Source organism: Curtobacterium sp. ME12 (assembly GCF_903970855.1).
In the GTDB taxonomy this organism is placed as follows: Bacteria; Actinomycetota; Actinomycetes; order Actinomycetales; family Microbacteriaceae; genus Curtobacterium; species Curtobacterium poinsettiae_A.
In genome coordinates this window covers 1-22,934 of sequence record NZ_CAJCKD010000029.1, presented here as the reverse complement: position 1 = coordinate 22,934, position 22,934 = coordinate 1, and the positions used below count along the sequence as shown (strand labels likewise).

Sequence of the window (22,934 nt, the reverse complement as noted above, 5' to 3'; positions counted from 1 at the left end):
CGCATGACGGACAGGAGGCCCGTGGCGACACCGCCACGGGCCTCCTGTCCGTCCGTGCGCACGATCAGCGCGGGATGACCGAGAACAGGAACTTCTTGCGGACCATGTACCAGGCCAGCAGGATCAGCGCCGTGTGCACCACGAACCCGATCCAGAAGTCGCCCCACGGCACTCCGGGGATCGACGCGATCGCCAGGGCGAAGAACACCTGCCAGACGAAGACGTACAGGCTCGCCTGCCCGAGCGGGATCCAGAGCCAGCCGATGGCGGCGGCGATGGGCTTCCAGAACACGGTGAGGATCGCGTAGGACACGATCGCGAAGAACGCGATGTCCACCAGGCGGCCCCACTGCAGGTCCACCCGCTGGTACGCCGTGTTGTACAGCGACTCGTACATCTCCGCCGGGAACGGCACCGGGGTGAACCCGTAGTGGTCGCCCGCCCAGACGTAGACCAGGAACGCCGCGTACCCGCCGACGGCGATGCCGACCAGGACCTTGCCGAGGCGCCCGGTGAGCGCACCGACGATCTGCCGTCGGTAGTAGCCGAGCACGAGCCCGTGGGTGAACACGACCTGCCAGGTGAGCAGGGGGAAGACCGCTTCGAACTGCGAGTTCAGCGGACGGAAGTCGGGGTGGAGCGCCTGGAACACGTACAGCGCCCAGCTGGCGGCGAGGAGCGCCCACCAGAACCCGCGGCGGATCACCCAGATGAACACCGGGATGAACAGGCTCAGCACCACGAACAGGCCCATGATGTTGAACGGCCACGGCCCCATCTCGAGCAGCAGGAACTGGCGGATCGCGTACCAGGGCGGCGGGTAGGCGAGCAGCTGCATCGCGTTCGGGTACAGGTCGTAGACCCGGCCCTCGGCCTCGACGCCGCCGGTGCCCGTCCCGCGGTCGGTGAACGTGGTGATGGCGTCGGTGTTCAGGAACGGGACGAAGCTCAGCGCGAAGACCACCAGGATCACCACGAGCGTGACGACGTACTGCTTGCGCGCGCGCTTCCACGCCCCGATGGCCGCCGCCCACTCGCCGAACTTCTTCACGGCGAACGGGTACGTCATGCCGAGGACCATGCCGGACAGGAACACGAACATCTCGGCGCCGGTGATCGCCCCGACGGCGTGCAGCGTGAGGTACGAGTACGGCCCGCCGATCTCGATGTGGGTGATCACCACGGCGAGGATGATGAACCCGCGGAACAGATCGAGCCGCAGGTCACGGCCGGGCTTGCCGTCGTCGGGGTATCGCCAGCTCGGCAGGAGCCGCCCGAACACCCCGCTCAGCAGGAACACGATCGCCAACCCGGCGGCCAGCCAGACGATCCACGCCATCTGGTCGCCGCCGGTCTCGTACTCCTGCGAGATCGCGGCGTTGCCCTGCTGCACGGTCACGCGGTCGGTGACCGGTCCGAAGGCGAAGTCGCCGGACCGCTCGAGGTCGGCGCGGAAGGACTCCGCGACGGCCGGGTCCGCGGTGAGTCGCCAGTCGGCCACGCGGTTGCCGGCCTCGGGCTCGCGTCGCTCCGCCTCGAGCACGGTCATGCCCCGGATCAGCGGACGCTCCTGCACGGCGGCGAGCACCTGCCGCCACCAGCTCCGCTTGACCTGGAGCTCGGCGTCGCCCTGCAGCTCACGGTTGTACAGGGCACCGGTGTCGAGCAGCATCGGACGGTCGTCGGCCACCGCGAACCGGTCGTAGAACGTGTCCGACTGCGGCTGGTCGTAGCCCCAGTCCTCGTCGAACCGCGACTCGACCTCACCGCTGCGGGTGAGCGGCACGGCGCGACCGGCGGCCTCGGTCGGGTCGCCCTTGCCGTACGAGAACATCGAGAGCCCGACCCAGTCGACGGCCTCGGCCCCCGGCCAGTACGGCCCGTACGGGTCGTCGGCACCGGTGAGCTGTCCGTCGCCGTTCGTGTCCGCCTTCGCGACGTCGACCGGGGACAGGTTCCGCAGCCGCCCGGCGGACTCGCCGAACGGGTAGCCGGCGCCGTACCCCGGCGACCAGACCATGAGCGCGTCCGACGTGCCCGCGTGCACGGTCGTGGAGAGCGCCCGGAACACCCGGACGAACTCCGTGGGCTGCTGGCCCCAGCGGACCCACGTGCCGTTCATCTGCGGTGCGAACCGCACGAGCACCTGGGTGTCGTACTGGTCGTGCAGGTCCTCGAACACGGTGTTGACGGCACGGGTGTCCGCGGTGTCGAGCGACCCGAGTGCGCGATCGGGTTCGAGGCTCACCACGAGCACCGCACCCTGGGTCGCCGCCGCACGCGCCGAGCGGAGGAGCTCCTGCTTCGCCGTGCGGTCGAGCGGGTAGTCGACGGACACCCCGTACATCGACGGCGTCGCGCCGAGCCGCCCCGCGTACCCCTCGGGCGAGTCGCTCGCCCAGTCGAGGTCGGGGCCGAACCACGTCGACCCCTCGGCCGGCTGCACGGCGGCCGCCGGGTGCACGGACGCAGCCGACGCCGGCAGCGCACCACCGAGCAGGAGTGTGGCGAACGTGACGAGGAGGGCGACCGCGCGGGCCACGGGCTTCTTCACCGCTCGCACGCAAGGGTCCAGACGTTGTGGCCGGGCTCGTGCCGGTGCTCCAACCGGTCGAGCGCAGCGATGGCGAGCGCGAGGCCCCGGCCGCTCTCCTGCTCGACGTCGGCCATGGTGACGGCGCTCAGGTCGATGTCGACGGGGAGTCCGTTGTCGGTGAGGACCGCCGTCAGTTCGCGGTCGGTCGCCTCGAGCCGCACCGTGTAGCGGCGACCGGTCTGCCGGTCGGTGCGCACGGTGTGCTCGACGATGTTCGCGGCGACCTCGGCGAGCGCGGTCTCGAGCGCGAAACGGATCCGCACGTCGTCGATGCCCAGGCCGTCCCACCACGCGGCGAAGCGGTCCTGGACGACGTCGAGCGACTCGGGCACGGCCGCGACCTCGAACGTGGTGACGGTGCTCACAGTGGCCCTCCGGCGGTGCTCGACTCGTGTTCGGACTGGGCTGGCGTGGCCGGTCCGCGGTACCGGACGGCCCGGATCACGATGCTGAAGATGAACAGGTCGAAGACGACCCACGCGGTGTTCACGAGCGGCGCGATCCCCTCGGCCTGGCCGGTCAGGTAACGGATGCCGATCATGACCAGGGCGGCGACCAGGGCGCCCATCGCGTAGAGCTGGGGCTTGACCAGGTCCCACCGCGGCTTCTGCTCGGTCTCGTCCCGCACCTTCGGGGTGACACGGAACCCGAGCGGCTTGCCGCGGAAGACGTTCTCGAAGGCGCTGGTCACCGACTCGATCCACACGGGGAACAGCGCGAGCGAGTACTGCTGACCGCGCCAGGTCGGTCTGCCGGCGGCCACCACCCAGAACAGCAGCTGGTTCAGGACCAGGAACGGGATGAGCCGGGCGAAGAAGTCGACGCTGTAGGCCTGCACGGGGACGACCCCGAACGACAGGCAGAGCACCGGGGCGGCGATGTAGACGATCGCGGCGAACCCCGACAGGTAGCTCCACATCGTCGAGAAGTACATGAGCCGCTGCCCCCACGACAGCCCCTTCTGCACCAGGGGGTTCTCGCGGAAGAACACCTGCATGGTGCCCTGCGCCCAACGGAGCCGCTGCACGAGCATCGTCGGCAGGTCCTCGGGGGCCAGGCCCTTCGCGAGGATCTCGTCGTGGTACGCCGACTTCCAGCCGAGGCCGTGCAGGCGCATCGCCGTGGCCATGTCCTCGGTCACCGAGATCGTCGCCAGCGGCATGATCGGCTGCGCCTCGTCGTCGCGGTTGACGTCGAGGGCACGGGCGAGCACGGCGATCGACTCGATGGCGGCGACCGGCGAGGCCTCACGCCGGCCGAGCACGTCGAGCGCGGCGTCGTCGAGACCGGCGAAGGTGTTCGCGTCGGTGGACATCGCCGCGAGTTCCTGCAGGTCGTTCCGCACCGACTCGAGGTCGGCGGCGGCGAACCGGAACGCGATGGCGTCGATCCCGCGCTGGAACGCGTACGTCACGTCCCCGAGGGGTTCACCGGCGCGCACCTGCTCGCGAGCCTGGTCGACGACGAGCTCGGCGTCGTCCAGCGCGGCGAGCACGCGCGGGTCGGTCTCGGTCTCCCTGGAACGGGCGAGGAGCTTGCGGGACGTCGCGAGGGTGCGCTGCACGGACGCCTCGACCTCGGCCACGTAGCGCGAGATGCCGAGCTGCATGAGCGCTTCGCGACGCAGGATCGCGTTCGACCCGCAGAAGAACGCGGCGTTCCAGCCGTCCTTCGACTGCTGGATCGGGCCGTAGAACAGCGGTGCCTGGCTGCCGAGGGGATCCGACTCCGGTACGTTCTCGAACCACTGCGGGGTCTGCACGAGCGCCATCCTCGGGTCCTTGAAGTAGCCGAGCGTGCGGTCGAGGATCGCCGGGTCCGGCACCTGGTCGGCGTCGAGGATCAGCAGGAACTCGCCCTGGGTCGCGAGCAGGGCGTTGTTGAGGTTGCCGGCCTTGGCGTGCCGGGGCCGGTCGACCCAGTCGGCGCCGCGCGTGATGACGCCGATGCCGAGCGCCTCGGCCGCTGCACGCATCTCGGGGCGGTTGCCGTCGTCGAGGATCCAGGTGGTGTGCGGGTGGGAGATCGCCTTGGCCGCCCTGGCGGTGCGCTCGACCAGGTCGATCGGCTCGTTGTAGGTGGTGATGAAGACGTCCACGGTGACGTCGGTGGACGGTTTCGCCGGTGGTTCGCCGCGCTCCCGGAGCCGCCAGGCCCCGAGGGCGAAGAGCAGGGAGTCGATGACGCTGTAGGTCTCGGCGAGGATCAGCGGCACCGCGATCCACCACGAGTGCCAGTTCACCGAGGCCGCCCAGCGCCACACGATGTAGTTGACACCGGCGAGGGACGCCAGGAGCGCCACCGTGCGCACGGTCACCAGGCGTCGGCGGGCGGTGCCGGTGGTGAGCCGGCGGCGGTCCTGTCGGCTGACGTCGAGCGCGGTCACCGGGTCGCCCCGTTCGTGGTGCCGCCGCACGTGCTGCGTCGCAAGCATGCCTCCTGATCCGCGCGGGCCCCGGCCGCTGCGCACGCCCGGGTGTGGTTGCGTCCGGCAGCTGGCCCAGGGGCCACCGTGCCGGTCGTCCGCTCTGGTCCTCGGGCACGACCTCGGCGTGACGACCTGTCTACCGCACCGGTGGCGACTCTGTCAGGCTGCGCACCCGATCTGGGGACAGCATCGGCGTCAGAACGCGGCGGCGAACCCCAGGTCATCCGCCAGGCGCACGATGACCTGGTCGAAGTAGGCGGCCGGGTCGGACACGGAACCGACGAAGTGGCCGAAGAGCTCGAACGAGATGGTCCCGAACACCGTCGTCCAGGCCATCAGGGTGCGGACCAGGACCTCGTCGGGCAGGGCGATGCCGAACGAGCGCAGGGTGGCGACCGCGTCCGCGACGGCGGGACCGGCCACCCCGGGAGCCGCCGTGGGAGCGGTGGGCGACCCGGGCCTCCCGGCCGCCTCCGGCGTCGACGTGACGGACGAGCCCGACGCACCAGGCGCACCGGAGCCGACGGCGTCCGCGACCACGCGCACCAGCGCCAACGTCGTCCGCGTCGCGGGCACGACGGTCTCGCGCGGTGCCGCGTAGCCGGGCACGGGTGAGCCGAACAGCAGCGCGAAGTCCCCCGGGTGCGCGATCGACCAGTCCCGGACCGCCCGGCACATCGCCACCCAGCGCGCACCGGGAGCCGGTCCGGCCGCGGCACCGGCGGCCTCGACCGCGGCGCCGAGCTCGTCGTAGTCGGTGATGAGCAGGGCCGTCAGCAGGTCGTCGCGGCTCGGGAAGTACCGGTACACGGCCGACGAGACCAACCCGACGTCACGGGCGACGGCACGCAGGCTGAGGGCGGCCGGACCCTCGTCGGTCAGGCGGGTGCGCGCCGCGGCCAGGATGTCTGCGGTGACCGTCTGCCGTGCGAGTACTCGTGCGGTGGGTGCCATCCGACGATCCTGGCACGGGAGAGCAGTGCACACAAAGGAGAGCACTGCTCTTGCTTTCTCGAAGCCAAAGCGTCATGCTCGACCCCGAGAGCAGTGCTCTCGCATCGACCAGGAAGCGATCGACCAAGACGCGATCGACCAGGAAGCAGGAGACCATGACCCACCACCTCGTCGTCGGCGCCGGCCCCGTCGGCCGGCACGTCGCGGAGCTGTTGACCGTCCGGGGCGACCGCGCCACCGTCGTCTCCCGCTCCGGTCGCAGCACGGGCATCGCCGGTGTCGAGCACCTCGCGCTCGACGCGTCCGATTCCGACGCGCTCTCCCGCGCCACCGAGGGAGCAGCCGTCCTCTACAACTGCGCGAACCCCGGCGACTACACGCAGTGGGAGCACACCTGGCCCCCGCTCGCCGCAGCACTGCTCACCGCGGCCGAACGCACCGGGGCGACCTACGCCATCACCGGGAACCTGTACCCGTACGGCCCGGTCGACGGGCCGATGCACGAGGGACTGCCGGACGCCGCCACCGACCACAAGGGAGTGCTCCGCGCCACCATGTGGGCCGACGCCCTCGCCGCGCACGACGCCGGCCGTGTCCGCGCCGTCGAGGTCCGCGCCTCGGACTACCTCGGCCCCGGGATCGGCGCGAACGGGCACGTCACGCGCGTGCTGCCGGCGGCGCTGCGGGGCCGGGCGGTGTCGATGGTCGGTCGCACGGACCTGCCGCACACCTTCACCGACGTGCTCGACGTCGCCCGGACCCTCGTCGCCGCCGCCGAGGACCAGGGCGCCCACGGCCGCACGTGGACGGTGCCGAGCAACGCACCGCGGACGCAGCGCCGGGCCCTCACCGACGTCCTCGCGGCGGCGGGGAAGCCCGCGGTGCCGGTGCACCGGATGCCCGCGGCCCTGTTCCGCGTCGGCGGGCTCGTGTCGCCGATGATGCGCGAGCTGGCCGACCTGACCTACCAGTGGACCGCGCCGTACGTGGTCGACGACCGCGAGAGCCGGGCGCACTTCGGGATCGAACCGACCCCGTGGGACGAGGTGTGCCGCCGGACGGCCGCCGGCGCAGCCTGAACCGCCGCCGCCGCCGCCGCGACATCGCCGCGACACCGCCTGGACCGCCGCCGCCGCACACGGAAGGGGGTGGGACGCGCCGTTGCGTCCCACCCCCTTCCGCCTCGCACCGCCGGTCAGATCACCAGCAGCCTCGAGTACTGCGCCGCGTCGAGCTGCCGGGCAGCTCCACCCGCGGCGGGGACCTTCCACAGCCCGACCGAGGGGCCGCTGTCGATGGAGACGAACACGTCCCCGTCGGCGGAGGCAGCACCCAGGTGCTCGCCACGCGACCCGGCGGTCAGCCCGGTCACCGGCACGGTGGACGTGCCGCCGCTGCCCACCACGAGCTTGTCCGGGATGCCGCGGTCGATCGTGCACCCGCCCGGCCGGTACTCCGACGGGGCGGGGCAGAACTGCGCCGACTGCAGGAGCGAGAAGCCGTCGGCGTTCGCGGCGGCGTACTCGAACGCGTACCGCGGTTCGATCTGCGTCAGTCGGGTCGCCCCGGGCTCGAGCTGGTACCAGACCCACGACCCGGCGCCACCGGTCGATCGGATGTCGACGTAGACGTTGCCGTGCGAGTCGGCGAGCACGCCGGCGGGGTAGCCGACGACCGTGCCGATCGGCCCGGTGAACGTGCGGGGCGCGATGCCGGTGCCCTTGACGTACGGCTGGCTGACCGTTCCGCCGAGCACGACGACCTTGCCGTCCGGGGTGACCGTCCAGAAACGCTGATCGCTCCCGACGGCCTTGCCACCCAGGTCCAGCACGACCTTCGGGGTCGAGGTGCCGACGGACAGCTTCTGCACCGCACCGCTCACCGAGTCCACCCAGTACAGGTTGCCCTCGGCGTCGGAGCGCAGGTCCGGGGTCAGGTGCAGCCCGGACGCGATGATCGAGATCCCGCCACCGTCTGCCGGGTGCAGCAGGATCTCGGTGCCGTCCGCCGACGGGGTGAAGACGTCACCGTCGGCGTTCGCGGCGAAGCCCTCGCCGTCCGTCGCGACCACGGTCTTCGCACCGCCGCCGGAATCCGCGAACCGCACGACGTCACCGTTGCCGTCGAGCGCGAACAGCGACTGCGTTGCCTCCGGCTCGGGCACCGACGGTGACGTCCAGCGCAGCGTGATCGTGCGGCCGGTCCCCCGGTGGCCGAGGGCACGCACCGAGAAGCGGTACGTGGTGGCGGGCGAGAGCTCGTCGAACCGGTCGGAGCGGGCGCGCGGGTGGAGTCGGTCGACCTGGCGGTCGTGCCGGTTCGCGACGGCGGCGACGGCGACCTTCCAGCCCGTCACCTTCGCGCCGTGCTTCGGACCGCGCCACGTCAGCGTGGCACTGTCCGCGTCGCCGGTGACGCGGACGGCGGTCGGTGCTCCCGGCACCGACGGAGAGGTGTGCGCCGTCGCCGGCACCGCGCCTCCGAAGACGAGCGCCGCGGCGGCGACCGCGGTGATGAGTGCTCGGTACACGATGGTTCCCCTGCCTTCTCCGCGGCTCCCTGCGTCACGGCTCCGGTCATCACAGCACCGTGCGGACTCCGGGGGAACGCCTGCGGGAGGGATCTGCGGTTCCCCGCACCGCAAGATGCCGCAGGCCCGGGACCCGCACTGACGACGGACGGGAGGCCCGGTTCCAGCTGGCACCGGGCCTCCCGTCAGAAGAGGTCGCGTCGCAGACGCGCGCGTCTCAGTAGCGCGGCCTGCGCTCCGGACGGTCGTCGCGGTCACCGCGCGGGGCGCGGTCGTCCGAGCGGCGACCGCCACCACGGCGATCCGCACGGATCTCGATGAGCTTGCCGCTGATCCGGGTGTCGGTGAGGCGCTCGAGCACACCGGGGTCCATGTCGGCCGGCAGCTCGACGATCGAGAAGTCCGGACGGATCTGGATCGCACCGAAGTCGTCGCGGCGCAGGCCACCTTCGTTGGCCAGGGCACCGACGATCTGGCGCGGCTCGACGCGGTGACGACGGCCGACCTCGATGCGGTACGGGGACATCGGCTGCGAACGGCGCGGGCCGCGGTCGCCGCGGTCACCACGGTCGCGGTCGCCACCACGGTCGCCGCGGTCGCTGCGGCCGCCACGGTCGTCGCGGGCACCACGCTCGTCGCGCTCGCTGCGACGGGCGTCGCGCTCCATCTGGGTGCGGAGTGCGTCGTCGGCTGCGGTGAGGAGCAGCGGCGAGTCGCCCTGCGCCACGACGGCCAGGGCAGCGGCGACGTCGTCCGAGGGGACGTCGTGGTGCTCGACGTAGTGCGCGATGACGTCGCGGAAGGCGGCGATCCGGCCCTGGTCCTCGAGCGCCGCGGTGATGGCGTCGTCGAAGCGCGTCAGGCGGGTCTCGTTGACGTCGTCGATGGTCGGCAACTGCATCTGCGTGAGCGGCTGCTTGGTGTGACGCTCGATCGCGGACAGCAGGCGACGCTCGCGCGGGGTGACGAAGCTGATCGAGTCGCCCGAGCGGCCGGCGCGACCGGTCCGGCCGATGCGGTGCACGTAGGACTCGATGTCGACCGGGATGTCGAAGTTCACGACGTGCGTGATGCGGTCGACGTCGAGGCCACGGGCGGCGACGTCCGTCGCGACCAGGATGTCGAGCTTGCCCGACTTCAGCTGGTTGACCGTGCGCTCGCGCTGGGCCTGGGCCACGTCACCGCTGATCGCGTCGGCTGCGTACCCGCGGGCACGGAGCTTCTCGGCCAGGGTCTCGGTCTCGCTCTTGGTGCGGACGAAGATGATCATGCCCTCGAAGTCCTCGACCTCGAGGATGCGGGTGAGCGCGTCGACCTTCTGCGGGTACGAGACCATCAGGTAGCGCTGCGTGATGTTCGCGGCGGTCTTCGTCTTGGTCTTGACGGTGATCTCGGCCGGGTCGGTCAGGTACTGCTGCGAGATGCGGCGGATCTGCGCGGGCATGGTCGCCGAGAAGAGCGCGACCTGCTTGTCGTCGGGGGTGTCGGCGAGGATCGTCTCGACGTCCTCGGCGAAGCCCATCTTGAGCATCTCGTCGGCCTCGTCGAGCACCAGGTACTTGAGCTCGGACAGGTCGAGCGTGCCCTTCGCCAGGTGGTCCATGATGCGGCCGGGGGTACCGACGACGACGTCGACGCCGCGGCGCAGGGCGGACAGCTGCACGCCGTAGGCCTGGCCGCCGTAGACCGGCAGCACGTGCACGTTCTTCATGTGGGACGCGAACTGCTCGAACGCCTCGCACACCTGCAGGGCGAGCTCACGCGTCGGGGACAGCACGAGCGCCTGGGGCTTCTTGCTGCCGGACTCCATGCGGGACAGGATCGGCAGCGCGAAGGCCGCGGTCTTGCCGGTACCGGTCTGCGCCAGTCCGACGACGTCGCGCCCGGCGAGGAGCGTGGGGATGGTGGCTTCCTGGATGGCGGAAGGGGTCTCGTAGCCGATGTCCTTGACGGCCTTGAGCACAGCGTCGCTCAGGCCGAGACCGGCGAACGTCACCACGGGCCCGTCGTCGAGGGTCTCAGTGGTTGGGGTGGTGTCCGTGCTCATACCACCAACGGTATCTCGGATGCGCGCTCCGCAGGGACGGGAGGCCGGTGGCGATGCCGCCACGGGCCTCCCGTCCCTGCCCTCGGTCACCTCAGGAGCGCGTGGTGCCGATCCCCAGGACCGCGTCCGCCCGGTCGTTCAGTCGCGTCAGCATCTCGGCGAGCGAGCGCAGCTCGTCGGAGGCGAACTCCTCCGTCAGGTCGTCGAACACCTCGGCCCCGGCGGCGTCCAGCTCGTCGAGCAGCCGTCGTCCGGAGGGGGCGAGCGTGACGAGCGTGGCGCGGCCGTCCGCGGGGTCGGGCGACCCGATCAGGTGCTCGGCCTCGATCAGCGAGGCGACCCGGCGGCTGATCACCGGGCGTGACAGCCCCGTCGCGTCGGCGATCGCGGTCGCCCGGACCGGCCCGTGCCCGGCGACGGCTCGCAGGATCACGCGGGCCGTCGGGTCGAGGCCACCGCGGGACTCGATGAGCGAAGAGCGCAGGGTCTGCCGAACCCACAGCCGGTCGAGCTGGGATCGCAGGAGTCGCTCGGCGGTACGCCGGTCGTCGGTCACGCGCTCAGCGTAGCGGGCACATTTAGTTGCTTGCCGGAAGCAACAGATGTATCGTTGCGCGGTCTGCAAAGTTTCACAGCCAGAAAAAGGAGTTCGATGACCGCCACCGCACCCGTCCCGGTGCAGCACGGTCGGCACACCGCCGAGGCCCCCGCGGCCTCCGCGGGCGCCGGCCAGCAGCCGCTGATGACCCACCGTCAGATCCTCCTGGTGATCTACGGCCTGATGGCGGGCATGTTCCTGTCCTCGCTCGGCCAGACGGTGTTCGGCACGGCGATCCGCACGATCGGCGACGACCTGCACGGGCTCGACCAGCAGGCCTGGGTGACGACCGCCTACCTCATCACCTCGACGATCGCGACGCCGATCTACGGCAAGCTCTCCGACATCTTCGGCCGGCGCCCGCTGTACATCTTCGGCATCGTCGTCTTCATCCTCGGCGCCGTCCTGTCGTCGATGTCGACCTCGATGCTCATGCTCGCCGCCTTCCGCGCGGTGCAGGGCATCGGTGCCGGCGCGCTGATGTCGCTGCCGCTGGCGATCATGGGCGACATCCTCGCCCCGCGGGAGCGCGCCAAGTACCAGGGGTACTTCCTCGCCGTCTTCGGCATCTCGTCCGTCATCGGCCCGCTCATCGGCGGTCTGCTCGCCGGTTCCTCCGAGATCCTGTGGATCACGGGCTGGCGCTGGGTGCTCCTGATCAACGTGCCGATCGGTGTCGCGGCGCTCCTCATGGTCATCGTGTTCCTGCACCTGCCGAAGGTGCACGGCGCCGGCGACGCGAAGCCGAAGGTCGACTGGTGGGGCGCGACCGCCGTCATCGTCACCCTCGTGCCGCTCCTGCTCGTCGCGGAACAGGGCCGCATCTGGGGCTGGGGCTCCCCCGCCGCCATCGCCTGCTACGTCGTCGGTATCGTCGGCCTGATCGGTCTGCTGCTCATCGAGTCGAAGATGGGCGACGCGGCGATCATCCCGCTCAAGCTGTTCCGCTCGGGCACGTTCTCGATGGCGACCGTCATCGGGTTCCTGGTCGGCTTCGCGATGTTCGGCGCGATGCTCACCATCCCGCTCTACCTGCAGATCGTCGTCGGACTGACCCCGACCGAGTCCGGCTTCGCCACCCTGCCGCTCGTCGGTGGTCTCATGATCGCCTCGATCACCTCGGGTCAGATCGTCGCACGCGTCGGCCGGTACCGGATCTTCCCGGTCATCGGCACCGCGCTCGTCTCCGCCGGCTACGTCGTCCTGACCTTCATGACGATCGACAAGCCGCTCTGGTTCCTGATGATCGGCATGTTCCTCATCGGCCTCGGCCTCGGATCGGTCATGCAGTCGCTGACCCTGGCGTCGCAGGGTTCCGTCGAGGCCCGTGACATGGGCGTCGCCACGTCGTCCGCCACGTTCTTCCGTCAGATCGGTGGCACGCTCGGCACCGCCGTGCTGCTGTCCATCCTGTTCTCGGTGATGCCGGCGAACATCCTGACGGCCACGGCGAACCAGAAGGACCTCGGTCCGGCACTCGACGCCGCGCTCAACCCGACCGTCGCCAGCGCGAAGGCGAACCAGGGCGCCATGGACAAGATCTGGACGCCCGTCGTCACCCCGCTGACGAAGACCGTGCAGTCGCAGCTCGACGCGGCCTCGGCGAAGGCGGAGCAGGCCGCCGACGCCGCGGTCACCGAGCAGGTCACCGCGGCCGTGCAGCAGCAGGTCACCGCGGGTGCCGTGCCCGCCGCAGCAGCGCAGCGCGTCATCGACCAGCAGGTCGCCGCGGCCACGCCGGCCGCCGAGCAGTCCGCGCTCGAGCAGGTCGCCGACCAGGCGCACGCCAGCGTGCAGGGCGGCACCGTGTCCGTCGACTGGTCGAACGCCGACCAGCGCTCCTACTGGGTCGACGAGCTCACCCCGGAGCTGGCGAAGAAGATCGACGACGGCACCAGCACGAGCGACAGCGCCACCAGCACGAACGACACCTCGTTCCTGACCGGTGCCGACAGCCGCCTGACCCGGCCGTTCATGGCGGGCTTCAACGCCTCGTCCGTGACGATCTACTGGGTCGGTCTCGGCGTCATCCTGCTCGCGTTCGTGCTCACCTGGTTCTTCCGGGTGCCGCCGCTGCGCCAGCGTTCCGCGCTGCAGGAGCAGGCCGACATGTCCGCCGAGGCGCAGCTCGAGGCCGAGGCGGGTGCCGCAGCAGCCGAGGCCGGCTCGTTCACCGGACCGATGACCGGGTCCGTACCGACCGGATCGGGTTCGACCGGACAGGGTTCGACCGGATCCACGCCGACGCACCGTCGGTGACCGACCGGGGCGTCCGTCCGTGCCCCCTTTCCGGGCGGGCGCCCCTCCCACACACAGACACACCAACCACCAGGAGTCCACGTGATCACCACACCGGCAGTGGCTGCGGCAACGGAGCCGTGCACGCTGCGTGAACGGAAGAAGCAGCAGACCCGACAGGCACTGCACGACGCAGCGCTCACCCTGGTGTCGGCGCACGGGCTCGACGGCGTCACGGTCGAGCAGATCTGCGCCGACGCCGACGTCTCCCCCCGCACCTTCTTCAACTACTTCTCGTCGAAGGCCCACGCGGCGCTCGGGCTCGATTCCGTCGAGGTCCCGGAGCGTGCCGCGGCCCGGTTCGTCGAGGCCGACGGCGCCCTCGTCGACGACCTGTGCACCCTGGTCGCGGCGACCGTCCCGCTCTCGCAGGACCGCCGTCGCATGAAGGAGCTGCTCGTGCTCCGGCCGGAGATGTCCGCGATGGTGATGCGGTGGATGGCCGAGTCGCGCCAGTCCCTGCTCAGCGTCGTCGGCACCCGCACCGACACGCAGACCGCCCGCACCGCCGTGACCCTGGTGATGTCCGCGCTCAGCGAGGCGGCGCACCGCGAGACCGTGCGGAGCAACGACGAGCTCGCGGATCGGCTCCGTTCCGTCGTGCGCGAGATGGCGGCGCTCGTCTCCTGAGCCGCCGGCCGTTGGCTCGCCGTGTCGGATCGGGCGTACCGGGCAGGAACTTCCTGCCCGGTACGCCCGGTTCCGCTTTCCAGCGCACGCGCTCTGGGAAGGAACCGCGCGTCGTCGACGTGGCCGAAGACGGACGGGAGGCCCGTGGCGGCGCCGCCACGGGCCTCCCGTCCGTCAGGTGGTCAGCGTCAGACGACGGACCAGCCACCGTCGCTCGGCAGCACCGCGCCGTTGACGTTCGTCGAATCGTCGCTCAGCAGCCAGGTGATGGCGGCGGCGAGCTGCTCGGGCTGGGCGACCGGCGGGATGGTGGTCTGCATGATCGGACCGACGCGGCGGGCCGCGTACTCGCTGCGCATCGGTGCCTCGATGTTCGTGGCGACCGCACCCGGTGCCACGGCGTTCGCCCGGATGCCCTGCGGCCCGTGGAAGAACGCGACGCTCTTGGTGTACCCGGCGATGGCGTGCTTGGACGAGGTGTAGGCAGCGCCGGCGGCCGAGGCCTTCAAGGCGGCCTCGGACGCGACGTTCACGACCGACCCCTTGCCGGCGGCGATCATCAGGGGCAGCACGGCGCGGGTCAGGCGCATCGGGCCCGTGACGTTGACGCTGAAGACACGCTCCCAGGTGGCGTTGTCGACCTCGTCCGGCGGCAGGAACGCGTCCATGATGCCGGCGACGTTGGCGAGCCCGTCCACACGGTCGCCGGCGGCGGCGATGAGTGCGTCGATGGTCTCGCTCGCGGCGACGTCGCCGACGACGGTCTCCACGGCGAAGCCCTCGAGCTCCGTGCGGAGCGCGTCGAGCCGCTCGGCCACGACGTCGGTCGCGATGACGCGGCCGCCCTCGTTCGCGATGCGCGTCGCCGTGGCGCGTCCGATGCCGGAACCCGCTCCGGTGACGATGATGGTCCTGCCGGTGAACCGTCCGGCGGTGGTGGTGTCGGTCATGTCGTCTCCTCGATGCGAGGCGCTCGCTGCGCCACTCCGGTTATAGCACTCAGTGCCGAAAGGTCTCCATGAGCTCGACGAACGACCGTCCGACGGGGCGCCCGCGCACCATCGACCCCGACGCCGTGTCCCTCGTCGCACTCCGGCTGTTCGACGACCAGGGCTTCGATGCCGTGTCGATGGACGACGTCGCCGCGGCGGCCGGGGTCAGTCGCCGGTCCCTCTTCCGGCTGTTCCCGAACAAGGCGGCGCTGGTGTGGGGAGGTCTCGACGAGTTCGCGGCACGGTTCCGCGAAGCCCTCCGGGCACGGCCGGCCGACGAGCCCTCGGCGGTCGCGCTCCGGGCGGCTTACCGGATCGGTGCGACGTTCCCGGACGACGCGGTCGAGGTCACCCGGCACCGACTCCGGGTCATCCGCGCGAACCCGTCGCTCGAGCACGTCGGCGCAGCCACGGTCACGGCCCTGACCGACGAGATCCTGCGGTACGTGGCCGAGCGAGACGGGGGCACCGCCGACGACCTCGCCGCCGCCGTGCGCGCCCACACGCTGGCCGCCGCCGCGAGCGCAGCACTCACCTGGTGGGCCCTGCACGGCGACGGACGACCGGAGGACGTCGTGGAGCGCGCACTGGCGCTGCTCGACTGACGAACCCCAGGCTTCCCCCACTCCGCCCGCCGGAGTACCTTGCCGGCATGCACACGACCGGACCCGCGCCGTACTTCCAGTTCGCCGGTACCGCCAGGGGGGCCCTCGAGCACTGGCAGCGGGTGTTCGGTGGCGAGGTGCGGATCGCGACCTACGCGGACTTCTCCCGCACGGACGGTCCGGCCGACGCCGTCGCGCACGGCCAGCTGACCGGCGAGCTGCAGCTGTTCGCCGCGGACGCGAGCGAGGGCGACACCCCGTTCTCGGCGACGGGGCTGCTCTTCTCACTGCTCGGCGCTGCGGAACCGGACGTCCTGCGTCGGTGGTTCGACCGGCTCGCCGAGGGCGGTACGGTCGTCGACCCGCTGCAGCAGCGGCCGTGGGGCGACTGGGACGGCACCGTCCGTGACGCGTTCGGGGTCACCTGGCTGATCGGGTTCGAGGGCTCGGCACGCTGACCCAGGCGCGCTGCGTCCCGCGCGCTGCAGCGCCTACTGCTGGTCGGACGGCAGCAGCGGCGCCCAGAAGGCGTCGGGACCGTCGGCCTGCACCGCGTCGCGCTCGAACCGGAACCCGTAGTCACGCACGAAGTCGAGGGCTGCGGCCTGCTCGTCCTCGGCGTCGTCCTGGGCCGCGTCGAACAGGTACACCCCGTGCCCCATCGCGACACCGGCGTCGCTGATGACGGAGAGGTCCCAGCGCCCCTGCTCGGAACGCTCGATCCGGACGACGGCGGCCTGGGAGGCGGTGAAGTCAGCCATGCCGCGAGCCTACGGACGTCCGGTGGCTGGCGTTCAGGATGCCCCGCGGCCACTACGCTGTGCACGGTCACAGGTCAGACGAGTGGAGAACGAATTGTCAGTCGGATTGCTCGCCGTGGTGGACGACATCCTCTCCGCAGCCCTCAAGGCCAGCGCGAAGACCGCCGGGGTCGTCATCGACGACGCCGCCGTCACGCCCCAGTACGTGCAGGGCCTCGAGCCCGCTCGTGAACTCCCGGTCGTCGGGCGCATCGCGCTCGGCAGCCTGTTCAACAAGTTCGTCATCATCATCCCGCTGGCCCTGCTGCTGACGGCCTTCGCGCCCGGCGTGCTGCCGTGGCTCCTGCTGCTCGGCGGCACCTACCTGTGCTTCGAGGGCGCCGAGAAGGTCACCGAGTGGTTCGGCGTGCACCACGAGGGCGGGTCCGACGAGGCCGTCACCGAACCGAAGCTCGTCTTCGGCGCCATCCGCACCGACCTCATCCTGAGCACCGAGATCATGCTCATCGCACTTGCCGGCCTCGACCCCGACCTCGGGCTCTGGCCGACACTCGGCGCCCTGATCGTGATCGGCCTGGTCATGACCGCGGTCGTCTACGGCGCCGTGGCACTGCTCGTGAAGGTCGACGACATCGGCCTGCAGATGATGAAGAACTCCGTCCGCCGCACCCGCCGGATCGGTGCCCGCATCGTCCGTGCGATGCCGATGGTCTTCCGGGTCATCAGCGTCATCGGCACGGTCGCGATGCTCTGGGTCGGTGGACACCTGGTCATCGCGAACCTCGCCGAGACCGTCTGGCACGGGCCGTACGACCTGCTGCACGTGATCGAGCACGCACTCGAGGCCGCAGGCCCCGTCGTCGTGTGGATCGCCGACACCGCCGTGTCGGCCGTGGCCGGCCTCGCGCTGGGCATGGTCGTCGTCGGCATCGTGCTCGGCATCGGCCGCCTGCGCGGCGGGCAGCACTGACGCGGCTGCACGGCGGACAGGAGGCCCGTGGCGGCCCGGCACCGCGCCTCCCGTCCAGCGCGCCGTCCGCCCACCGCTGACGGTGCTCCGCGGCGCTCAGCGCTGCACGTTCTCCAGGTCCTCGAGCAGGCTCGGGTGTGTCGGGACCCAGCCGAGCGCTTCGCGCGTGTGGGCACTCGACGCCGGCTGGTCCATCGCGAAGATCGGCGCGAACGCGCCGAACGTCTCGTCGGCCACCCGCTCGACCGGCAGGCCGAGCCGACGCCCGATGACCTCGGCCAGGTCACGCACCCGGTCGCCCTCGTCGGCGACCGCGTGCCAGACGGTCCCCGCCGGAGCACCTTCGAGCGCGAGCCGGAACAGCACCGCGGCGTCCGCGGCGTGCACGGCGGGCCACCGCTGCTCGCCGTCGCCGGGGTAGCCCGCGACCCCCGCCTGTCGGGCCGTCTCCGTCAGGATCCCCGCGAACCCACCCGTGCCGTCGGCGTGCACGGTGCGCGGCAGCCGGATCGCCGAGACCCGGACGCCCCGTGCCGCCAGGTCGAGGGCGGCGAGGACGGATCGGGCTCGACCCGCGACCGGCCCCTCGAGCGGGAGCGGGTCGGTCTCGACCGAGGCCCGACCGGACTCCCACGGCGTGCCGGAGACGACGACGAACGGGCGGTCGCTGCCGACGAGCGCCTCGCCGAGTGCGGCCATGGCGGCGCGCTCCTCGGCGATGCCCCGCTCGAGCGCCTCCGCCGAACTGAAGTCGTTCGAGAACGCGAGGCTGACGACGCCGTCGGCGGAGCGCGCGCACTCGCGCAGCACGTCGAGGTCGGTGAGTGCACCGCGGGCGGGGGTCGCCCCCGCGGCGACGAGGGCAGCTGCCGACCGGTCCGACCGGGCCAGTGCCGTGACGGTGTGCCCGGCGGCGATGAGTTCGGTGACGACCGCGGTGCCGATGGTGCCGGTGCCGCCGGTGACGAAGACGTGCATGGGTGCTCCTCAGAAGTGATGGGACTTTTGTACCGTCACCGTACACCCCCGACGGGACAATTGTCCCGTCGCGTATGATCGTCCCATGGCGCGATGGCAACCCGGGGCCCGGGAACGACTGGTCCTGGCCGCGGTCGACCTGTTCTCCGAGCAGGGCTACGACGAGACGACCGTCGCGCAGATCACCGAGCGCGCCGGTGTCACCAAGAGCACGTTCTTCCGGCACTTCCCGGACAAGCGCGAACTGCTCGTCGCCGGGCAGGAGACCCTGAGCCGACTGCTCGCCGAAGGGATCACCGGCGCACCGGCCGACACCACCCCGCTCGACGCCGTCGCAGCAGGACTGGAACGGGCCTCGGACGAGATGGGACCGATGAACCGCGAGCTCGGACCACGACTGCGAGCGGCCGTCGCCGCGAGTGTCGAGCTGCAGGAGCGCGACGCCCTGAAGAGCGTCGGGATGGCCGCGGCCATGACCGATGCCCTGGTCGGCCGCGGAGTCCCCGACGCGCCCGCTCGGCTGGCCGCCGAGATGGGGGTCCTGGCGTTCAAGCAGGGCTTCGAGCGGTGGTCCGGTGTGGGGCGCGCGGACGACGACCGGCTGGCCGACCACGCCACGGCCGCGCTCGCCGAGCTCCGAGCGGCGGCAGCCCAGCTCGGCTGAGCGGGCGCCGGGGGCGCGGGGCGGGCGCGGGGCGGGCGCGGGCGGCCCGGGCGGACGCCGGTCGCGCATCGTCGTATCCTCGGCGCCATGGCAACGGTGCGACAGGTCCAGGTGACGTTCGACTGCGCCGAGCCGGAGCGTGTCGCCCGGTTCTGGTGCGAGGTCCTCGGGTACGTGGTCCCACCGCCCCCACCGGGGTTCGCCGACTGGGACGCCTTCGACCGGTCGCTGCCGCCGGAACACCAGGGGTCGGCCTTCGCGTGCGTCGACCCGACCGGCACCGGCCCGCGCCTGTTCTTCCAGCGCGTCCCCGAGGGCAAGACGGTGAAGAACCGCGTGCACCTGGACGTCCGGGTCGGAACCGGCATGGTCGGCGCCGAACGACTCGCCGCCCTCGACGCCGAGAGCGCTCGACTCGTCGCACTCGGCGCCACCCAGATCCGTCGGATGACGGCGGACCAGGTCGACGAGTCGTGCATCGTCATGCAGGACGTCGAGGGCAACGAGTTCTGCCTGGACTGACGACCCGACGCCAGGCCGGTGGCGGACGCGTCACCGGCCTGGCGTCATCACGTCCCGCAGGGTGTCAGGCCACCGGCCCGTAGATCGGCGTCTCCGCCTGGTCGAGCTCGAGTTCGGCGGTCTGCTGGATGAGGGCGAGCAGGTCTGCGTCGAGCCCCGGTGCGAACTCTTCGAGCCGCTCCTCCGCGATGAACGACGGCACACCGACCGGGGCCTGCTCCGTGGCGGACAGGTCGGTGCCGTCCTTCGAGGGCGACGCCCCGCGGAAGATCTTGCCCGCCTCGGACGCGCCGTCGAGATCGAAGCTGTACTGCTTGCTCTGCAGTCCGAGGTCGACGAGCTCCTTGACCTCCGGGAACCGCTCGGCGTTCGTCTTCGGGATCGGCAGGAGCGTCTTCCACTCGACACCCAGCGTCTCGAGCGCCTTCGCGTAGGCGTTCTCGTGCGCCTGGTCACGCACGATCAGGTAGGCGATCGTGCTGCGGGCGGTCGGGTTGTCCGTCATCTCGTAGATCCGGCACTTCTGCAGGCGACCGGTCGACTCGAGCATCAGGTTGTACAGCAGGTCGAGCGGCAGGTTGCCGGAGTTGTACACGTAGCTGCCGCTCCACGGGTTGCCCGCGGCGTCGACGGGCAGGGCTCCCTGGGCACCGACGAGGTAGTGGTGGATGTTGCTCGTGTCCAGGGCGATGTTCAGCGGCGTCGCGCCCTTCGCTCCCGGGGTGTCGAGCGGGTCGGTGAGCTTGCCGCTGTACTCGGGTGAGCCGTCCAGCAGCCGCGAGATGGTGGTGCCGATGAGCTCGACGTGACTGATCTCCTCGGTGCCGACGCCCTGGATGAGGTCGCGGTACGGCTTGGCGGCGGGGCCGCGGAAGTTCATCGCCTGGAAGAGGTACTGCATCATCGTGCGCATCTCGCCGAACTGTCCGCCGAGCCCCTCCTGCAGGGCGTTCGCGGCGGCGGGGTCCGGTTCACCGTCGGCGATCTCGTTGATCCAGGTCTGTGCGTGGAAGTACATGGGGCCTCCTTGCTCCGTACGACGGTTCCGCCGCGGGCCCAACGCTCCTCAGCGTGGCTGGCAGAGCACACGGACGGACGGCGCCGAGGCGTATCGTCGGACGCTCCGCACCGCAGCACGCCGGAAGGACCAGCACTCCGCATGACCGTCACCACCGCAGCCGACGCCAGCGCCCTCGAACACCTGCTGGGGTCCGAGCAGGTGCTCCACGACCCGGAGTCACTGGAGCACTACCGCCACGACGACGCCGAGTGGGCCGACTCCGCGGCACCGCTCGCCGTGGTCCTGGCACGCAGCACCGACGACGTCGTCACCGCCGTCCGGTGGGCAGCCGCAGCGGGTCTGCGTGTGGTCCCCCGCGGTGCCGGCACCGGCCTGTCCGGCGGCGCCAACGCGATGGCCGACTCGATCGTCGTGTCGCTCGAGCGGATGAACCGGGTGCTCGAGGTGAACACCGACGAGCGGTACGCGGTCACCGAACCCGGTGTCATCAACGACGCACTCCGCGCCGCCGTCGCCGAGCACGGCCTCTGGTACCCGCCGGACCCCGCGAGCTCGGCGATCTCGACGATCGGCGGCAACGTCGCCACGAACGCCGGCGGCATCTGCTGCGTCAAGTACGGGGTCACCCGCGACTACGTGCTCGGCATGACCGTCGTGCTGGCCGACGGGTCGGTGGTGGAGCTCGGCCGCCGGACGGCGAAGGGCGTCGCCGGGTACGACCTCACCGGACTGATGGTCGGTTCCGAGGGCACGCTCGGCATCGTCGTCTCGGTCACCGTGAAGCTGCTCCCCCTGGCCGGCCGTGACGAACGTGCGGTGATCGGGTACTTCCCCTCGCTGACCGCCGCGGGCGACGCCGTGGCGGCGATCTCGCGTGCGGGGATCGTCCCCGCCGCGCTCGAGATCGTCGACCGCACCTGCCTTCGGGCCGTCGACGACTGGATGCACCTCGGGCTGCCGGCGGACGTCGACACCCTGCTGCTCGCGCGGGTCGACGAGCGCGGTGCCGCCGGGGACGCGATCGCCGACCACGTCGCGGACGTCTTCGCCGAGGCAGGTGGCACGGACGTCGAGCGGGCCACCGACCCTCAGGACATCGACCGGCTGTTCCAGGCCCGCCGGCTCGCCTACCCGGCGCTCGAACGGCTCGGTCCGGTGCTGACCGAGGACATCTGCGTGCCACGGAGCGCGGTGCCCGAGATGCTCCGGCGGATCCAGGTGACCGCGGACGCGCAGGACGTCACGATCGCCAACATCGCGCACGCCGGCGACGGCAACCTGCACCCGCTCATCATCGCGCCCGAGGGCGACGACGCCGCGAAGGCCCGCGCGAAGACCGCGTTCGACCAGATCGTGGCGGACTGCCTGGCGCTCGGTGGGACCGTGACCGGTGAGCACGGCGTCGGGCTGCTGAAGCTGCCGGGCCTGCGCGTCGAGCTCGGCGAACGCGTGCTCGCGATGCACCGCTCCGTCAAGGACGCGCTCGACCCGGCAGGGACCCTGAACCCGGGCAAGGCGTTCTGACCCGGGTGGACGACGCAACGGGAGGCCCGGTGCCAGCTGGCACCGGGCCTCCCGTTGCGTCAAGTGGTCGCGTTCAGCGACCGGTGTGCGTCACGCAGGAGCGCCTCCGCACGCACGCCCGCTCAGTGGCGACGGAAGTACCCGTTCGCGCCACCGACGTACATCAGGATCGTCGCGATGAGCACCGCGATGCCACCGATGAACCCGAAGGCATTGCCACCCGAGGCCGCACCGACGCCGACACCGATGAGCTGCAGGACCGCGAGGACCGTCAGCACGATGCGGGCCCAGTTGCGGCCGTCGCGCATCTTGAAGACGATGATGAGCTCGATCACGGCGAGGATGAACGCGAAGATCGCGCCACCGACGAGCGGGGCGGTGCCGACGTCCTGTGCGGCGGACGAGCTGCCACCCGAGACCAGACCGATGATGCCCTGCAGGATGTTCGCCAGGACCACCACCAGCCAGATGACGAACGACACGGTGACGGAGGTGGGACGACTGGACGTCGATGCCATGGGGAATGCCTTTCTCGATGAGCCACGTTCAGCGGCCTCACAGCGAACGTACTTGCGGGCGTGACCGCTGTCCGGATGGGCTCGAAGGTCACAGAGCGGTAACGACCGGAGATCGGTCCAAACCCGTCGCCGGAGGGTGCCGAATCACCTGCAACGACCGGGAAACACCCGGTGCGCTCACCAGCCGCACATCGCTGGTTCTCCACCCCACCAAGGGTGTGTTCGGCGCGCACACAGCAGCCGCGCCGAGCGCGACAACAGCAAAGGACTGATCACGATGCGTAAGAGCCTCAAGACC

General features: G+C 71.2%; 21 protein-coding genes. 9 read left to right on the top strand and 12 right to left on the bottom strand.

What is annotated here, in order from left to right; translation table 11 throughout:
* Nucleotides 1-64 precede the first annotated feature (64 nt).
* The 4 genes from opgC to H7A73_RS13555 form a co-directional block, all read right to left on the bottom strand.
* Nucleotides 65-2,554: an OpgC domain-containing protein gene (opgC, locus tag H7A73_RS13570; protein ID WP_182066445.1), complete on the bottom strand. Its 2,490-nt coding sequence runs from the start codon at nt 2,552-2,554 to the stop codon at nt 65-67.
* On the bottom strand, nt 2,551-2,961 hold the full coding sequence (locus H7A73_RS13565; RefSeq protein ID WP_182066444.1) for an ATP-binding protein: 411 nt from the start codon (nt 2,959-2,961) through the stop codon (nt 2,551-2,553). The genes opgC and H7A73_RS13565 overlap by 4 nt, the downstream gene beginning before the upstream one ends.
* On the bottom strand, nt 2,958-5,030 hold the full coding sequence (locus H7A73_RS13560; protein WP_259362897.1) for a glycosyltransferase: 2,073 nt from the start codon (nt 5,028-5,030) through the stop codon (nt 2,958-2,960). The genes H7A73_RS13565 and H7A73_RS13560 overlap by 4 nt, the downstream gene beginning before the upstream one ends.
* Nucleotides 5,031-5,219: 189 nt before the next feature.
* Nucleotides 5,220-5,978 (bottom strand): TetR/AcrR family transcriptional regulator, encoded by a 759-nt coding sequence (locus H7A73_RS13555; protein ID WP_182066443.1) that lies wholly within the window; start codon nt 5,976-5,978, stop codon nt 5,220-5,222.
* 155 nt (nt 5,979-6,133) lie between these two features.
* Between H7A73_RS13555 and H7A73_RS13550 the strand changes: the two genes are divergently transcribed.
* On the top strand, nt 6,134-7,057 hold the full coding sequence (locus tag H7A73_RS13550) for an NAD-dependent epimerase/dehydratase family protein (RefSeq protein ID WP_182066442.1): 924 nt from the start codon (nt 6,134-6,136) through the stop codon (nt 7,055-7,057).
* 116 nt (nt 7,058-7,173) lie between these two features.
* Here the strand turns inward: H7A73_RS13550 and H7A73_RS13545 are convergent, their stop codons facing one another.
* From H7A73_RS13545 to H7A73_RS13535, 3 genes are all read right to left on the bottom strand, one after another.
* The gene (locus tag H7A73_RS13545) at nt 7,174-8,508 is read right to left on the bottom strand and encodes a fibronectin type III domain-containing protein (RefSeq protein WP_182066441.1); all 1,335 of its coding nucleotides are present in this window, start codon (nt 8,506-8,508) and stop codon (nt 7,174-7,176) included.
* Between the two features lie 217 nt (nt 8,509-8,725).
* Nucleotides 8,726-10,555, bottom strand: a complete 1,830-nt coding sequence (locus H7A73_RS13540; RefSeq protein ID WP_182066440.1) for a DEAD/DEAH box helicase — start codon at nt 10,553-10,555, stop codon at nt 8,726-8,728.
* 91 nt (nt 10,556-10,646) lie between these two features.
* A complete protein-coding gene (locus H7A73_RS13535; protein WP_182066439.1) occupies nt 10,647-11,111 on the bottom strand; it encodes a MarR family winged helix-turn-helix transcriptional regulator in 465 nt (154 codons plus the stop codon).
* Between the two features lie 96 nt (nt 11,112-11,207).
* Between H7A73_RS13535 and H7A73_RS13530 the strand changes: the two genes are divergently transcribed.
* Both H7A73_RS13530 and H7A73_RS13525 read left to right on the top strand, forming a co-directional pair.
* A complete protein-coding gene (locus tag H7A73_RS13530) occupies nt 11,208-13,412 on the top strand; it encodes an MDR family MFS transporter (protein WP_182066438.1) in 2,205 nt (734 codons plus the stop codon).
* A gap of 81 nt (nt 13,413-13,493) precedes the next feature.
* On the top strand, nt 13,494-14,081 hold the full coding sequence (locus H7A73_RS13525) for a TetR/AcrR family transcriptional regulator (protein WP_182066437.1): 588 nt from the start codon (nt 13,494-13,496) through the stop codon (nt 14,079-14,081).
* A gap of 188 nt (nt 14,082-14,269) precedes the next feature.
* On the opposite strand, the gene H7A73_RS13520 is transcribed toward H7A73_RS13525, so the two are convergent.
* Nucleotides 14,270-15,031 (bottom strand): SDR family NAD(P)-dependent oxidoreductase, encoded by a 762-nt coding sequence (locus H7A73_RS13520; RefSeq protein WP_182066436.1) that lies wholly within the window; start codon nt 15,029-15,031, stop codon nt 14,270-14,272.
* Between the two features lie 68 nt (nt 15,032-15,099).
* Between H7A73_RS13520 and H7A73_RS13515 the strand changes: the two genes are divergently transcribed.
* Entirely contained in the window at nt 15,100-15,678 is a 579-nt protein-coding gene (locus H7A73_RS13515) for a TetR family transcriptional regulator (protein WP_182066435.1), read from the top strand.
* A 47-nt stretch (nt 15,679-15,725) separates the two neighbouring features.
* Nucleotides 15,726-16,136: a VOC family protein gene (locus H7A73_RS13510; protein ID WP_182066434.1), complete on the top strand. Its 411-nt coding sequence runs from the start codon at nt 15,726-15,728 to the stop codon at nt 16,134-16,136.
* 33 nt (nt 16,137-16,169) lie between these two features.
* Here the strand turns inward: H7A73_RS13510 and H7A73_RS13505 are convergent, their stop codons facing one another.
* On the bottom strand, nt 16,170-16,439 hold the full coding sequence (locus tag H7A73_RS13505; protein WP_182066433.1) for a hypothetical protein: 270 nt from the start codon (nt 16,437-16,439) through the stop codon (nt 16,170-16,172).
* A 94-nt stretch (nt 16,440-16,533) separates the two neighbouring features.
* Here H7A73_RS13505 and H7A73_RS13500 point away from each other — a divergent pair, with 94 nt between their 5' ends.
* A complete protein-coding gene (locus tag H7A73_RS13500; RefSeq protein ID WP_182066432.1) occupies nt 16,534-17,409 on the top strand; it encodes a DUF808 domain-containing protein in 876 nt (291 codons plus the stop codon).
* 96 nt (nt 17,410-17,505) lie between these two features.
* On the opposite strand, the gene H7A73_RS13495 is transcribed toward H7A73_RS13500, so the two are convergent.
* Complete coding sequence (locus H7A73_RS13495; protein WP_182066431.1) at nt 17,506-18,387, bottom strand: SDR family oxidoreductase; 882 nt, start codon at nt 18,385-18,387, stop codon at nt 17,506-17,508.
* 85 nt (nt 18,388-18,472) lie between these two features.
* On the opposite strand from H7A73_RS13495, the gene H7A73_RS13490 reads away from it, so the two are divergent.
* Both H7A73_RS13490 and H7A73_RS13485 read left to right on the top strand, forming a co-directional pair.
* A complete protein-coding gene (locus H7A73_RS13490) occupies nt 18,473-19,051 on the top strand; it encodes a TetR/AcrR family transcriptional regulator (RefSeq protein WP_182066430.1) in 579 nt (192 codons plus the stop codon).
* Nucleotides 19,052-19,138: 87 nt separating this feature from the next.
* Nucleotides 19,139-19,573, top strand: a complete 435-nt coding sequence (locus H7A73_RS13485) for a VOC family protein (RefSeq protein ID WP_182066429.1) — start codon at nt 19,139-19,141, stop codon at nt 19,571-19,573.
* Nucleotides 19,574-19,637: 64 nt separating this feature from the next.
* On the opposite strand, the gene H7A73_RS13480 is transcribed toward H7A73_RS13485, so the two are convergent.
* Entirely contained in the window at nt 19,638-20,591 is a 954-nt protein-coding gene (locus tag H7A73_RS13480) for a manganese catalase family protein (protein ID WP_182066428.1), read from the bottom strand.
* Nucleotides 20,592-20,732: 141 nt separating this feature from the next.
* On the opposite strand from H7A73_RS13480, the gene H7A73_RS13475 reads away from it, so the two are divergent.
* Entirely contained in the window at nt 20,733-22,118 is a 1,386-nt protein-coding gene (locus tag H7A73_RS13475) for an FAD-binding oxidoreductase (RefSeq protein WP_182066427.1), read from the top strand.
* Nucleotides 22,119-22,240: 122 nt separating this feature from the next.
* Here H7A73_RS13475 and H7A73_RS13470 read toward each other — a convergent pair whose 3' ends face one another.
* Nucleotides 22,241-22,636 carry a hypothetical protein gene (locus H7A73_RS13470; protein WP_182066426.1) on the bottom strand — a complete coding sequence of 132 codons (396 nt, stop codon included), beginning with the start codon at nt 22,634-22,636 and terminating at the stop codon, nt 22,241-22,243.
* Nucleotides 22,637-22,934 lie beyond the last annotated feature (298 nt).